Here is a 14402-nt window from a genome sequence, read left to right as displayed (position 1 = left end):
CGTTCACCAGTGCCGGTGCTCGCCCGCTCCGGAGTAGTCCGGCCAGGGCAGGTCGATCGGCGCCTCGAAGTCGGCGGGCAGCAGAGCCGGCATCGGGTCCGCCTCCGTGCGGCGACGGAACTCCGCCTTCGCCGCCTCCAGCGTCTCCGGCGACAGGAACAGGTCGAGGAACGTGCCGGCGATCGTCTTCCCCGCGGTCACGATCGTCGGCGCGATCGTCTCGGGGATGCCGCCCAGCGCGTTCATCACCCACGCCGGGTACGGTCCCGCTCCGGCCACCGGCCGCAGGGCCGGCCTCGACACGTAGAACCGCACCAGGGGTGCGTAGTGCGACATCTCCACGTAGTCGTCGCTGGTCCAGTTCCGCTGCCAGGCCGGCATGTGCTCGCGCAGGATCCGCTCGGCCTCCTGCGGAGCGATCAGCTGTTCGGTCTCCGCAAGGAAAGGATGATCGCTCGGCTCCTGCCCGAGCGACCGCTGGATGTCCTGGGCGACGGCGACCGCCTCCGGCCCGTACACCGGCGCCCCGACGGCTTCGAGGTTGGCGTAGAGCGTCTGAGCCATCACGTGGTTCGTGCGGCCGGGACGGCTACGCGCGATCCAGCGCTCCTCCAGCTCGCAGTGCGCCATGGTCGCGGCAGCGGCCGCGTTGCGGTCGAGCACGGCGAGGATGTGTTCGGCCATCTCGACATCCGGTGTGCGCCAGGAGAACTGCAGCCGCGCCACCCGGTGCGGCAGATTGTCGGCCGTCGCCTGCCCGTCGCTGAGGATCGCGTCGGAGAAGCTCCAGCCCCCGGTCGCGGGAAGCATGGAGTCGAGCATCGTCCGGGATGCGGTGTACATCTGGGTCAGCGCGACGTTCGCGCCCGGCGCCCTGGCCGCGGAGTGGGATGCCGGGATCGGCGAGTTCGGGTCGGCGCTGGAGAGCTGCCACGTCTCGGGGCGGTCGCAGACGAAGGTGTAGACCTTGCTGTAGTACGCGCCGCACTGGGTGTCCCAGCGTGCGGTGTTGCACAGCGGCAGCATGTAGAACGGGTGGAAGGACACGATCGCGTCCACGTCGTCGTAGTAGCCGCGCAGACCGTGCACGACCTTCGATCCGTGCATCTTCTCCGCCGGTTCCCCGGTGTACCTCAACGTGCCTCCGATGCCGTGCTGCGTCATGGCGTGCTTGGTCGCGAGCAGACCGGCCAGCGTCGAGATCCCCAGCACGGAGTGTGGGTCGGTGTGCCCCGGCGCGAAGCGGCTGAGGCCGTCCCGCGGGGTCTCCGTCGTGGTCGCCGCCTGATTGTTGCCGGGAACGGCGTCGTATTCGGCGTACGTGAGCAGCGTCGGGCCGTCGCCGTTGCGCCACGTCGCGCTGAATGCTGTGGGCATCCCGGCGGAGCCGTCCTCGACCTCGAAGCCCTCGGCGCGCAGGAGCTCGACGTACCACGCCTGCGAGCGGTACTCGCGCCAGGCCGGCTCGGCGAGCTCCCAGATGTGGGTGTGCCATTCGGTGAGGCGGGGCAGATGCTCGTCGATCCAGGCGCGGGCACACTGCTTCGCCTCGTCGATCAGGTGCGGCATGACGGTTTCCTCTCGGTCGGAGGGCCGTTCCGGTGACGCTTCGGTCGCGGCGGAGGGAGCTCCGGCGACGGGAAGCGCGACCCGGGCGGCCGGGCTGGGGATGGGACGGCTTCAGGGGCGGTTGACCGGCGAATCCGGGGCGCCGGTCTCGTGCAGCGTCACCGCGTTCTGCGCCTGGATGCGCACGTACTCGATCTCCGTGCGCTCCGAGAAGTAGGCGATGTGCGGCGTGAGCACGACGTCGTCGCGGCCGACCAGCGGATGCCCCGGCTGCGGAGGCTCGGAGGCGAGCACGTCCAGGGCGGCGCCGCCGAGGTGCCCGGCGTCGAGCGATGCGGCGAGCGCCTCTTCGTCGATGAGCGCACCGCGCGAGACGTTCACCAGCAGCGCCCCCTGCGGCATCCCGGCGAGGAATTCCGCGTCGACCATGTGCGCGGTCTCGGGCGTGAGCGGCAGGTGCAGGGACAGGACGTCGGAGGCCCCGCGCACTTCGTCGAGTCCGGTGCGCGTGACACCGAGGGCGTCGAGATCGGCGCGCACCTCCGGAGTGTCGGGCATCAGCGGGTCGTAGCCGAGCACGCGTCCGAACAGGGGACCCGCCTGGCGGACGAGCTCACGGCCGATCCTGCCGAGCCCGATGACGCCGAGGGTCCGCTCGCTGAGGCGCGGCGGCGCCCAGGACGCCCGTTCGTTCCAGTCCGCGGGGTTCGCACTGGCCAGGTAGAACCGCAGCTGCCGCAGGCTGTGCAGCATGATCGCGAGCGCGTGCGTGGCGACCTCCTCGGTCGCCGCGCCCGGCACGTTCGTGACCCAGACCCCGTGCTCGGTGGCGGCATCGAGGTCGACGTAATCGAAGCCCATCGACATCAGCGCGATGATCTCGAGGTTCGGCATCGCCTCGATCATCTCGCGGGTGACGGAGGCGTAGCCCGGCAGCAGGGCGACCGCGTCGCGCGCGCCGTCGATGATCCGCTGCGGGTCTCGGGTGCCGAGCACCCGCACCTCGAACCCGTGCGCCTCCAGCAGGGCGATGCCGGGTGCCGGGTCGGTGTCCTCGACATCGGTGTAGACGGCGAGCGGCCGTTCGTGGGTCATCTCGTTCTCCGTCCCCTCACTCCCCGCGTCCGCGCACGATCGCGCGCGCCATGGCGGTGAGGATCTCGTACGCCACGTGGCTGGCGGCGATGCCCGTGATCTGGGCGTGGTCGTAGGCCGGGGCCACCTCGACCACGTCGGCTCCGACGATGTTCAGATCGGCCAGGCCGCGGATGATGCGCAGCAGCTCCCTGCTGGTGAGCCCGCCCGCCTCGGGGGTGCCGGTGCCCGGCGCATGCGCGGGGTCGAGCACGTCGATGTCGATCGACAGGTAGAGGGGCCGGTCTCCGATGCGCTGCCGCAGCCGCTCCATCGCCGCGGGCACGCCGTGCTCCTCCACGTACTCGCTCGTGATGATCGAGAAGCCCAGGCGCTCGTCGTCCTCGAGGTCGCCCTTGCCGTACAGCGGGCCGCGGGTGCCGACGTGCATCGACGCCGTGCGGTCGATGAAGCCGTCCTCCGACGCCCGGCGGAACGGCGTGCCGTGCGTGATCGGCTCGTCGAAGTAGGTGTCCCAGGTGTCCAGGTGCGCGTCGAAGTGCACCACGGCGACCGGACCGTGCTTGGCGCTGATCGCCTTGAGCAGCGGATAGGCGATCGTGTGGTCGCCGCCGATCGTGAGGATCCGGTCGACGCGCTCGCCGAGCTCCGTCGCGGCCTCGGCGATCTGCTCGACCGCGGTGTGGATGTGGAACGGGTTGGCCGCGATGTCGCCGGCATCCGCCATCTGCACGGCCTCCCAGCCGGAGAAGTCCTGCGCGGGGTTGTAGGGCCGCAGCAGGCGGCTGGACGCGCGCACGTGCTCCGGGCCGAACCGGGCACCGGGGCGGAAGCTGACGCCGCTGTCGAACGGGATGCCGACGACGGCGATGTCGGTCTCGCCCACGTCCTCGATGCGGGGCAGGCGGGCGAAGGTGGACAGGCCCGCGTAGCGCGGGGTCTTCGAGGCGTCCGCGGGGCCGATCGGTGTGCTGCTCATGAAGGGCTCCTGTCTCAGAGGGCGAACGTCGACTGGTCGAGGTGGATGACCTGCAGGCCGCCGTCGGCCTGCGCCTGCCGCACGGCATCGGCGAGCTCCGCTGCGGTGCCGACGTGGCGACCCGTGCCGCCGAACGCGGTGCCGAGCGCGACCCAGTCGGGCTGCACGAGGTCGACACCGATCGGGGAGATCCCGGCATCCGCCTCGTTCTGCCGGATCTCGGCGTAGCCGCCGTTGTCGACGACGATCACGGTGACGTCCAGGCGCTGCTCGACGACGGTGATCATCTCCTGCAGCGAGAACATCAGGGCGCCGTCGCCGGTCACCGCGAACGTGGGGCGGCCGGGGTCGGCGAGCCGGGATCCGAGCGCCGCCGGCAGGGCGTACCCGAGGGTGGCGTACGTCGCCATGTACGGCATCGAGTTCGGCCTGGGCACGCGCAGCACGTTCATCAGGCCCCAGTACGCGATCTGCGACGAATCGGTGGTGACGATCGCTTCCGCGGGCAGGGCGCCGGCGATCGCCTCGCCGAGCGCCGCGTTCACGGGCGACAGCTCGTGCACCTCGGCGCGCACGGCCTCGAGGGTCTCGGCGACGCGACCGCCTGTGCGCGGAGCTCCGTCGCCGAGTTCGGTCAGCAGCGCGGAGAGGGATGCCGCGGCATCACCCACGATGCCCACATCGGCCTTCTGGTTCTTGTCGATCTGCGAGGCGAGCAGGTCGATGCGGATGACCGTGCCGCGGGCGTCGAGCTTGTCGACCCACAGCTCCGCCTCGCCGAGCTTGGACCCGACCACGAGCAGCACGTCGGCGTCGCGGGCGCGGTCGCGGGCTGCGGCCAGGCGCAGGTTGGCACCGAGCGAGAGCGGGTGGTGCTCGTCGAGCACGCCCTTCGCGTTCGCGGTGGTCACGACCGGGGCGCCCAGGCGCTCGGCCACCGCCCGCAGGGCCGCGCCGGCGCGGCGCGATCCGCCGCCGGCGAGGATGACGGGGTCGGTGGCGGCGTTCAGCAGCCGGGCCGCCTCGGTGACGGCGTCGTCGGATGGCGCGGGCGGGGGCGGGAACGCCCGGGCGGCGATGTCGTCGGGAGTGATCCCCTCGGCCTCCTCCTCGAGCAGGTCGAGCGGGACCTCGATGTACACCGGGCGCGGCCGCCCGGTGGCGAACAGCGCGAACGCGTCGTGCACTGCCGCCACGGCCTCGGCGGCGCTGGATACGCGGCGCCCCCACTCCACGACCGCGGAGGCCGCGGCCAGCTGGTCCTTGGTCTCGTGCAGCGTGCCCACGTCGGCGAACTCGCTGCCGCGGGCCGGGCCGGGCGACAGGATGATCATCGGCCGCGACTCGCAGTACGCGGTTCCCGCCGCCGACAGGGCGTTGAGCAGACCGGGGCCACTCGTGGTCACGACGACTCCGGGCATCCCGGTCTGCAGCGACCAGCCGTCGGCGCCGTAGCCGGCGCCCTGCTCGTGGCGCGTGGTCACCGGGCGGATGCCGAGGGCCGGCAGCGGCCGGTAGAACTCCAGGTTGTGGGTGCCGGGGATGCCGAACACGGTGTCGATGCCGTAACCCCGCAGGACCTCCATGACCACCCAGCCGGTGGTGCGCTTCGCGACGGTCTCCATGCCGCTCATCCTTCCTGGGCCTGATGCGTCACGATGCCGTCGACCCAGGTCTCGAGCACCGGGATGGCGGCGATCTCCTCCCCGTCGGTCTCGAGCGGATCGCCGCCGAGCACGACAAAGTCGGCGCGCTTGCCCGGCGTCAGCGACCCCAGCTCGTCGTCGCGGCCGAGCGAGGCGGCGCCCTCGAGCGTGTGCCCGCGCAGGGCTTGCTCGGCGCTGATCCGCAGGGAATCCGGCCCCAGCTTGTGGCCGCGACGGGTGACGCGGGTCACCGCTGCCTGGATGGCCTCGAGCGGACGGGGCTCGGCGACCGGGGCATCCGAGGAGATCGTGACGGGCACGCCCGCTGCGAGGAACTCGCCCAGCGGGTTGAACCGCTCACCGGGGGTGCCGATGGCCTGCTCCACGCCCTCACCCCAGTTGTAGTAGTGCTGGGTCTGGTTCACCGGGCGGATGCCGAGCTCGGCCATCCTCCGGATCTCCGCCGGGTCGGGCAGGCCGCAGTGCTCGATGCGGTGCCGGGCGTCGGTGTCGGGGCGAGCCGCGAGCGCCTGCTCCAGCGCGTCCACGACCATCCTGATCGCGGTGGGCGACTGCGCGTGGGTGGCGGTCTGCAGACCGGCGAGGTGCGCCTTCTTCACCAGCCCGGCGTACTCCTCCGGCTGGTGGTACAGCTGCCCGGTGCGGCACGGATCGCCGACGTACCCCTCGGGGAAGTACGCGGTCCAGCCGCCCAGCGTGCCGTCGGCGTACAGCTTGATGCCCGCCGCGGAGAGGAAGGCGTTGCCGAACGGACCGGTGAGGCCGAGATCGATCACCTGATCGAGCAGATGCGAGAGGAAGTACATCGAGACTCGCAGGTGCAGGGCACCGCGGTCGGCGAGAGCCAGATACGCGGCGAACTCGCGCTGCGAGACCTGGGCGTCGCCGATCGTCGTGACGCCGCCGGCGAGGAACTCCCGCTGCACCGCGTCGAGCTGACGCTGGTGCTCGGCGGGCTCGTCGCCGAGATGGAAGTTCGGGCCGTGGTGCCCGACCTTCACGCCGTGCAGCCCGGTGAGCACGTTGCAGGCGGCGTCCGACAGCTCGCCGGTCAGCTCGCCGTCCGCGTCGCGGAAGAACTCGCCGCCCTCGGGGTTGGGGGTGTCCCGGGTGATGCCGTACTTCTCCAGCGTGAAGCTGTTCACCACGCCGCCGTGGCCGGAGGCGTTCATGATGTACACCTCGCGGTCGGTGGCGACCTGGTCGAGCTCGTGCCGGGTGGGGTGCCGGCGCTCGGCGAGGTTGCGCTGCTCGTAGCCGTAGCCGCGCAGCGGCGCCCCCTCCGGCAGCGTCGCGGCCCGCGCGGTCATGAGCGCGACGATCTCGGGGATGGAGCCGGCCTTGTCCGGGCCGATGTCGACCCAGGTGAGCATCTGCCCGTACATCAGGGGGTGCGCGTGCGCGTCGACGAACCCGGGAACGATCGTCGCCCCCGGCCGGTCGACGCGCACGGGCTGCAGACCGGCCGCCTCGGCAGCCGACTCGACCTCGGCGATCGTCCCCACGGCGAGGATCCGGCCGCCGGCCGTGAGCATCGCCTCGGCCTGCGGGCGCTGCTCGTCGACGGTGCGGATGGTCTTCGCGGTGATGATCGTCGCCGCCGCGTCACGGGCGTCGTAGGTGGCCAGTCTGCGCATGTCAGCCCTTCTCGATGTTCCGGATGGCGGTGGTGTCGGTGCGGGCGCGCAGCGACTGGGTCACCGGCGCCGTGTCGGAGTGCTGCGGCGCGAAGAAGGTGCCGAAGAGGGCGACCAGGCAGAGCACACCGAAGAATCCGACCACCGACCAGAAGTTCCCTGTCGCCGCCAGCAGGGCGGTCGCGATCGCCGGCGACAGCCCTCCCCACACCGCGGCGCCGATGCCGTAGGACAGCGACATCGACGTGTACCGCGCCTGCGGGCGGAACATCTGCGCCATCACCGTCGAGAGCGACGCCCACGCCCCGCTGAGGGTCAGGCGAAGCACCGACACCAGGATGAAGATCAGGGCGATCTGGTGGTTCTGGATCACCAGGACCAGCGGGATGAACACGACGAACGACAGGATGACGCCGAGGTAGATGATCGACTTGCCGCCCCATTTGTCGCCCAGCCAGGCGAGCGGCAGGGTGACGATCGTCTCGACCAGCGAGGCGATGGTCATCGCCCCCAGGATGACGGAGGCGCTGATGCCCACCTCGGGGCTCGTCGCGAAGCTCTGCACGAAGGTCGTGGCGATCACGTATCCGCCCGACGACATGGCGATGATGCAGAAGCCCAGCAGCATCGGCCACCAGTTGTTCTTGACGGCGAACAGCAGCGGCGTGGACTGCTTGTGCCCTTCGATCTTCTCCTCGAAGACCGGCGTCTCCTCGACGCGGTAGCGCACCCAGAGCCCGACGCCGATCAGCACGATGCTGAACAGGAACGGCACCCGCCATCCCCACTCCACGAGGGCGTCGTCGCCCATCGCGGCGAGGATCCAGAACGCGCCGGAGGCCATCAGGGCGCCGAGCGGGTTGCCGAGCTGCGTGAATCCGCCGTAGAACACCTTGAACTTCGGCGGCGCGCTCTCCACCGACATCAGGCTCGCGCCGCCCCACTCGCCGCCGACGGCGAGGCCCTGTGCCATGCGCAGGACGATCAGCAGGATCGGGGCGGTGATGCCGATGCTCGCGTAGCCCGGCAGGCAGCCGACGAGCACGGTCGCGACGCCCATCACCAGCAGGGTGATGGTGAGGGCGGGCTTGCGCCCGAGCTTGTCGCCGATGTGGCCGAAGATGATGCCGCCGAGCGGGCGCATGAAGAACGCGACGGCATAGGTGCCGAACGAGGCGAGCGTGCCCAGAGCCCGGTCGACCTCGGGGAAGAACACCTGGGGGAAGACGATCGCCGCGGCGGTCGCATACACGTAGAAGTCGTACCACTCGATGGAGGTGCCCGCCATCGCGGCGAAGCCGGCGCGGAGGGCCCGGCGGTGCGAATGCACCGGCGGGTGGGCGGTAGAGGTGGACATACAGGGCTCCCTTGCTCTGTCGGGTGAGGCGGTCGAATGTCCTTCGAGCTGAGCCGACTATAGGCGCGTGCGGAGGCAGATGCTCGCTGGAACGAGGCGGCTGACCGCTGTTCTGCCCATCACTCGGGGCGGACGAACGCTATTCGCGGATAGAATCCTGTTGATCACCGCCGATCTGCGACGAACCCGTGGCAGATCCGGCTTCTTCAGCCATCTCGTGCGAGCGGCACATTCGGGGGTTCCCATGAGCGCAGCAAGCGTCCCGTCGCGCAGACCGGATCGCGACACGGACGATCTCGACGGGAGGCTCATCCACGCTCTGCAGGAGAACGGCCGCGCCAGCATCCAGGAGCTCGCGCACCTGCTCGACCGCCCGCGCGACGTCGTCTCGCAGCGCCTGCGCCTGCTGACCGAGCGCGGCGGGCTGCGCGTGGTCGCCGCCCTCGATCCCGGCTTCGCGGGCCACCACGTGCTCGTCCACGCGATGGTGAGCATCACCGGTCCGGCCCGACCCGTCGCCGAGGAGATCGCCCGTCTCGACGACGCGGTGTTCGTGTCGATGGTGAGCGGGGCGTATCCGCTCGTGTTCGAATCCCGCCACGGCGACGACGGGCGACTGCACGAGATGCTCGACCGGGTGCGGCGCATCCGGTCGGTGCACCGGGTCAGGGTCACCACCTACGCCGAAGTGCTCAAGGGGTTCTTCGTGGCGGACTCGCGCACCGAGATCGTCCTCGACGAGCTCGACCACCGCCTGGTCGCCGAGCTGCAGCACGACGGTCGGGTGAGCTACCGGGCGCTCGCCGACGCGGTCCACCTCTCGCCGTCGTCGGTCCGCTCCCGGGTGAAGCGCCTCATCGACGCCGGTGTGATCCGCATCGCCGCGATCCCCTCGGGAGGGCTCTCTCGCAATCGTGTGGCGGTGGGGGTGGGCATCACGGTGAACGGCGACGCCGACCCGGTACGGCAGTACATCCTCGGATCGCGGACGATCGACTTCGCCGCGCGATCGCACGGCAGCTACGACTTCATCGCCACGATCGGCGGCTCGTCGACGGCGGGGGTGCTCGGGGTGCTCGAGGAGATCCGCACGCTGCCGCAGGTCGGGGGCCTGGAGACGTGGACGCACCTCGACGTCGTCAAGGAGGACTACGCGCGGTCGCTGGGCCGCGTCGTGTCGGCCTGATCCCCGCGTCCGCCCGCCGCCTCCTCGGACGACGCCCTCGCTTCGCCGATCGCCGCGTCGAGGGCGATGAACTCGGTCAGGGACAGTCGGGTCCCGCCGTTCCAGGCCCGTTCGGCCATCGCCCGCAGCGGCGAACGGATCCCCGCGGTCACCTCGTCGACGGTCTGTGCGTCCGGACGATCCGACCAGATCGCGAACGAGACGCCGCGCAGGAGGGGCGGATAGGGCGCGGCGAGCTCCTGGCGCCGCTCCTCGCCGACGGCCGCGGGCAGATCGGGGAACAGGCCCGGGTGCCAGTCGGCCTCCCAGATCCGCGCCGCGGTCGGGTATCGGTACCCCGCGTTCTCGCCCAGCACGTAGTAGAACAGCGCGTCGTTGACGTTCACGATCCCGTGGCCGGCGGCGACCGCATCGGCGAGCGGGCGCATCCCGGCGTTCCAGTTCGTCCACCAGGTCAGCACGACGGACGGATCCAGCGACACCACGGCGCCGCGCAGCATGCCGTCGTTCCAGGCACGGGGCTCGAGCCCCCGCGACCGCAGGTGCGCGGCGATGTGGTTCACGAAGGCGGTCAGCAGGTCGAATCCGGTGGCGTCCGGCCCGAACCGCTCCCGCGCTGCCGCGGCGAGGCCGGGATGGTCGTCGATGCGGGCGAAGTCGACGAACTCGTCCCCGCCGAGGTTCCACCGCCGGGCGTCGGGGAACACCGGCAGCATGTCGTCGATCAGGCGTCGCGCGAAGTCCCAGGTCTCGGGACGGGCGATGTCGAGCGCGTGGTCCGTGCCCGTGATCGCGGGAGGGGGCGCGTCCGGGCCGTACCCGTCGATCCCCGGCGGCAGGCGCAGCTCGGGATGGGCGGAGAGGACCTGGCGGAGATGGCCGGGCATGTCCAGCGAGGGGACGATCTCCACGTGCAGGTCCGCCGCGACCGCGAGGATCCGTGCCGCTTCGGCGCGGGTGACGTGCTCCGAAGACACGATCTCGGGGAACGCCGCGGACTCCAGCCGGAACCCCTCGTTCTCGGAGAAATGCCACTGCAGGACGTTGATGCCGATGTCCGCCGCGTCGTGGAGCAGCGCGAGGATGCCCTCCGCCCCGAAGTGCTTGCGCCCCGCGTCCAGGTGGAGACCGCGTTCCGCCACCGCCGGGCTGCCGTGCGCGCGCCCCCGGGGCACCCCGCCCTGGGCTCGCAGGTTGTGCAGGAGCTGACGGGTGCCGCGGAACACGCCGCTCGGTGAGGCGCCCCGGACCACGACGTCGTCGCCGACCTCGACGAGGTACGCCTCCGCTCCCCGCTCCGCGCCCGCGGCGAGCGCCGGATCGATCCGCAGCCGCACGAGCGATGCGGATCCTTCGAGCATCCCCTGCGCGCGCAGGTCGGCGCGGAGGCGCTCGGCCTCGCGTCCCAGACGCGGATCGTCGGCGACGACCCTGACGCCGCTCGGCCGCCATGTCCCGCCGCTCGGCGTGAACGCGGCCGGCTGGGGCAGCGCGTGCCAGAGCGGCGCGGTCATCCCTTGACGCTCCCCTCCTCGACGCCCTTGAAGAACTGCTTCTGCAGGACGGCGAAGAGCAGGATGATCGGCACCAGCGCGATCATGGTGCCCGCCGCGATCACGCGCGGGTTGGCGGAGAAGTTCGAGCTGAGGTACTGCATGCCGACCGTCAGCGTGTAGTTCGCCGGGTCCGAGAGCACGACGAGGGGCCAGAGGAAGTCGTCCCACGCGCCGATGAACGCGAACAGCGCGACGACGGAGACCATGCCGCGGATGTTCGGCCACACGATGTGGCGCAGGCGCTGCATGGTGTTGGCGCCGTCGATCGTCGCGGCGTCGAGCGTGTCGGCCGGGATCATCCGGCAGGCCGCCGTCATCAGCAGGACGTTGATCGCAGCGATGGCACCGGGGAGGAAGACGCCCCACAGCGTGTTCGCGAGACCCAGCGACTTCACGGTCAGGTACTGGCTCGTCAGGGTCACCTCGCCCGGGAGCAGCAGCGTGGAGAAGAAGATCGCCATGACGATCCCCTTGCCGCGGAACTTCAGGCATCCGAGGGCGTAGCCGCCGAGCGTCGCGAACACGATGTTGGTCAGCACGGTCCCGACGCCCACGAGCAGCGAGTGCCATGCATAGTCGAGCACCGGGATCGTGCGGAACACCTCGGCGAAGTTGTCGAGTGTGGGCTCGCTCGGGATCAGCTGGGGCGGGAAGTCGTAGATGTTCTCGGCCGGCCCCTTGAACGAGGTCGACAGCTGCCAGAGGAACGGGAAGACCATGATCCCGAGGATCACGACGAGCAGCGCATACTTGCCGATGAGCCCCGCGAGCGAGGGCTTCATGATGTCCGCGGATCCCCGCACGCGGTACGGGCGGTCGCGGCGCGGCTTCTCCGCGGCGGCGGAGCGCGGGCGGGTCTCGACGGCGGTCATGCCGACACCTCCTCGGGGGTGCGCGCGGCGGCACGGCGGTCGGCGCGGTCGGCGCGCTGTATGGCCCGCTGGTCCCGTCGGGTGCGCCGGTTCTGCAGGGCCTCACGGATCATGTCGCCGTTGTTCGCGATGCCCACCACGGCCAGGGGCACGAGCGTGAGCAGGAACAGGACGAGGGAGATCGCGGAGGCGTAGCCGATCTGCCCGTTCAGCCCCTTGCCCATCGACTGGATGAGCATGACGAGGCTCATGGCGCGGCCGCCGGGCCCGCCGGAGCCGTTGGAGAGGATGTAGAGCTCGGTGAACACCCGCATCGCACCGACGCAGATGAGCACGGACACGAGCATCATCGGCCCGCGGACGCCGGGGACGGTGACGGACCAGAAGCGCCGCCAGACGCCGGCGCCGTCCATCGCGGCCGCCTCGTGCAGGTCGCGGCCGACGTTCCCGAGTGCGGCCAGGTAGACGACCATGTAGTAGCCGAGCCCCTTCCACACGGTCAGGCCGATCGCGCAGCCGATCAGCAGCCACCGATCGGAGAGGAACTCGATCGGCCGGTCGATGAGGCCGAAGAACTTCAGCGCCTCGTTGATCGTGCCGTTGCCGGAGAAGAGGAACTCCCACACGATCGCGACGACGACGGCCGACGCGATCACCGGGAAGTAGAAGGTCGTGCGGAAGAACCCGATCGCGGGGATCTTGCTGTGCACGAGCAGCGCCAGCAGCAGCGGCAGGAACGTGAGCAGCGGCACGCAGACGACGACGTAGACGAGCGACGTCGTCAGCGCGTAACCGAAGCGGTCGTCGGTGAAGAGCTTCGCGAAGTTCTCGAGGCCGACGAACTCGGCCGGGCGGAGGGGGCGGGCGTCCGTGAAGGCGAGACCGATGGTGTTCAGGAACGGCCACAGGGCGAACACGAACACCCAGATCACACCGGGCAGCACCAGCAGGTACGGCGTGTACCAGCGCTGTCTTCTCATGAGCGTCCCCGCCCCCTCCGCATCGTCCGATCAGTCCACGAGGTTCTGCTGGGCGTACTCGACCGCCTTGTCCAGCGCTTCCTTCGGGGTGATGTCGCCCTTGACCGCGAGCGCGATCTGCTGCTTCGCGTAGGTCTCCATCGCCTCGGTGAACTGCGGGGCTCCGAGCATCTTCGCCTTGTCCATCTGGGCGGCGGCGAGATCGGTCGCGACGCCCTGCTGCTCGTTCTGCGCGGTCTCCGCGAACACGGACGGATCGGCGTTGGCCTCGACGGTGCCGGGGAAGAACCCGACGGCGAGCTTGACGAACTCGATCTGGTTCGCGGTGTTCGTCAGGTACTCGGCGAAGGCGAGGGCGGCCGCCGGGTTCTTGGCGTTCGCGGAGACGCTGATGCCCTGGACGAACAGGGGCGGATTGCCGAACCCGCTGGTGACGGCCACGTTCGGCAGGAGCGTCGGGGCGTTGACCGCGATGTCCTTGTCGATGTAGTTCGGGCCGGCCGTGGCCCAGGCCACCGTGCCCTTGTTGAAGTTGTTGATGTTGGCGTTGGCGGTGCCGGCGTTCTGCAGCGCCTCAGGCGTGATCGCGCCCGCCTTGTAGAGGTCCGCGTAGCGCTGGACGATCGCCTCGGCCTCGGGGGTGTTGAAGACGAACTTCCCGTCCTTGACGATGTCGAGCGTGCCGCCGCCGTCGGACACCATGATCTGCAGCGACTTCGGGCTCGGGACGTCGGAGATGGTCTGGACGCCCGCCGCGGCGAGCTTCTCCGCCGCGTCGAGGGTCGCCTGCAGCGTCTCCGGCGGGGCGGTGACGCCGCCCTTGCCGAGCAGCTCGGTGTTCCAGTAGTTCAGCTCGGTGCCGAGGTACCAGGGGAATCCGAACGAGCCCTCGATCCCGTCGTAGGTGTAGGCGTCGACGCCGCCCTCGACGTAGTCGCCGAGCACGGACGACTCCGTCTTCAGGTCCATGAGCTGACCGGCCGAGGCGAGCGAGTACGCGTACTCCGGCGGGAGGTTCACGACGTCGGGCAGCTCGCCGGACTCGGCCTGCTGCAGGACCTTGTCCTCGTAGCCGTCCGCGGGCTGGTCGATCCATTTCACCTTCACGCCCGGGTTCTCCTTCTCGAACGCCTCGACGACGCCGTCGAAGTACGGGGTGAACTTGTCGTTCTTCAGGGACCAGGTCTGGAAGGTGACCTCGCCGGTGACCTCACCGTCGGCTCCCCCTCCCCCGGTCGCCGTGCCTCCGCCGGTGCACGCGCTGAGCGCCAGCGCGGCCGTTGCGGCGATACCCACGGCGAGAGTCGCTCGGATCTTCATGGACGTTCTCCTTCGAAGTGGCCCAGGGGCGCCATCGGATGGGGTGGCGTCCCGTCACTAAAACGATATAGTGACCATAGCATGCCACAAGGACGATGACCCGTCCACTGTGGATTCCGGCGCGAGAGGCACGACCCCTTAAGCCCTTCAGCCACCACGACCCGCTCTCCGAGCCTCGATCCCG

Annotated in this window: 11 protein-coding genes; 1 reads left to right on the top strand and 10 read right to left on the bottom strand. The window is 70.4% G+C overall.

Going from position 1 to position 14402, the window contains the following annotated elements:
* Positions 1-3: 3 nt before the first annotated feature.
* From V6R91_RS10890 to V6R91_RS10865, 6 genes are all read right to left on the bottom strand, one after another.
* On the bottom strand, positions 4-1569 hold the full coding sequence (locus tag V6R91_RS10890) for an amidohydrolase (protein WP_336395433.1): 1566 nt from the start codon (positions 1567-1569) through the stop codon (positions 4-6).
* A gap of 111 nt (positions 1570-1680) precedes the next feature.
* On the bottom strand, positions 1681-2664 hold the full coding sequence (locus tag V6R91_RS10885) for a C-terminal binding protein (RefSeq protein ID WP_336395432.1): 984 nt from the start codon (positions 2662-2664) through the stop codon (positions 1681-1683).
* Between the two features lie 16 nt (positions 2665-2680).
* Positions 2681-3643, bottom strand: coding sequence for an agmatinase (gene speB, locus V6R91_RS10880; RefSeq protein ID WP_336395431.1), 963 nt, complete (start codon positions 3641-3643; stop codon positions 2681-2683).
* A gap of 14 nt (positions 3644-3657) precedes the next feature.
* Positions 3658-5277: a thiamine pyrophosphate-binding protein gene (locus V6R91_RS10875; RefSeq protein ID WP_442928112.1), complete on the bottom strand. Its 1620-nt coding sequence runs from the start codon at positions 5275-5277 to the stop codon at positions 3658-3660.
* The gene (locus tag V6R91_RS10870; protein WP_336395429.1) at positions 5274-6947 is read right to left on the bottom strand and encodes an amidohydrolase; all 1674 of its coding nucleotides are present in this window, start codon (positions 6945-6947) and stop codon (positions 5274-5276) included. The genes V6R91_RS10875 and V6R91_RS10870 overlap by 4 nt, the downstream gene beginning before the upstream one ends.
* A 1-nt stretch (position 6948) precedes the next feature.
* Positions 6949-8304 (bottom strand): MFS transporter, encoded by a 1356-nt coding sequence (locus V6R91_RS10865; protein WP_271060339.1) that lies wholly within the window; start codon positions 8302-8304, stop codon positions 6949-6951.
* Between the two features lie 244 nt (positions 8305-8548).
* On the opposite strand from V6R91_RS10865, the gene V6R91_RS10860 reads away from it, so the two are divergent.
* Positions 8549-9490 (top strand): Lrp/AsnC family transcriptional regulator, encoded by a 942-nt coding sequence (locus V6R91_RS10860; RefSeq protein WP_336395428.1) that lies wholly within the window; start codon positions 8549-8551, stop codon positions 9488-9490.
* Here the strand turns inward: V6R91_RS10860 and V6R91_RS10855 are convergent.
* From V6R91_RS10855 to V6R91_RS10840, 4 genes are read right to left on the bottom strand one after another with little or no spacing between them, the layout of a single operon-like run.
* The gene (locus V6R91_RS10855; protein ID WP_336395427.1) at positions 9454-11004 is read right to left on the bottom strand and encodes a family 20 glycosylhydrolase; all 1551 of its coding nucleotides are present in this window, start codon (positions 11002-11004) and stop codon (positions 9454-9456) included. The genes V6R91_RS10860 and V6R91_RS10855 overlap by 37 nt on opposite strands.
* Positions 11001-11918, bottom strand: a complete 918-nt coding sequence (locus tag V6R91_RS10850) for a carbohydrate ABC transporter permease (RefSeq protein ID WP_219085389.1) — start codon at positions 11916-11918, stop codon at positions 11001-11003. The genes V6R91_RS10855 and V6R91_RS10850 overlap by 4 nt, the downstream gene beginning before the upstream one ends.
* A complete protein-coding gene (locus V6R91_RS10845) occupies positions 11915-12898 on the bottom strand; it encodes a carbohydrate ABC transporter permease (RefSeq protein ID WP_336395426.1) in 984 nt (327 codons plus the stop codon). The genes V6R91_RS10850 and V6R91_RS10845 overlap by 4 nt, the downstream gene beginning before the upstream one ends.
* Positions 12899-12928: 30 nt before the next feature.
* Entirely contained in the window at positions 12929-14218 is a 1290-nt protein-coding gene (locus V6R91_RS10840; protein ID WP_336395425.1) for an extracellular solute-binding protein, read from the bottom strand.
* Positions 14219-14402 lie beyond the last annotated feature (184 nt).

This window comes from Microbacterium sp. CCNWLW41, assembly GCF_037083505.1.
The sequence above is the reverse complement of the archived record's forward strand: the minus strand, read 5'-3'. Positions and strand labels throughout refer to the sequence as shown.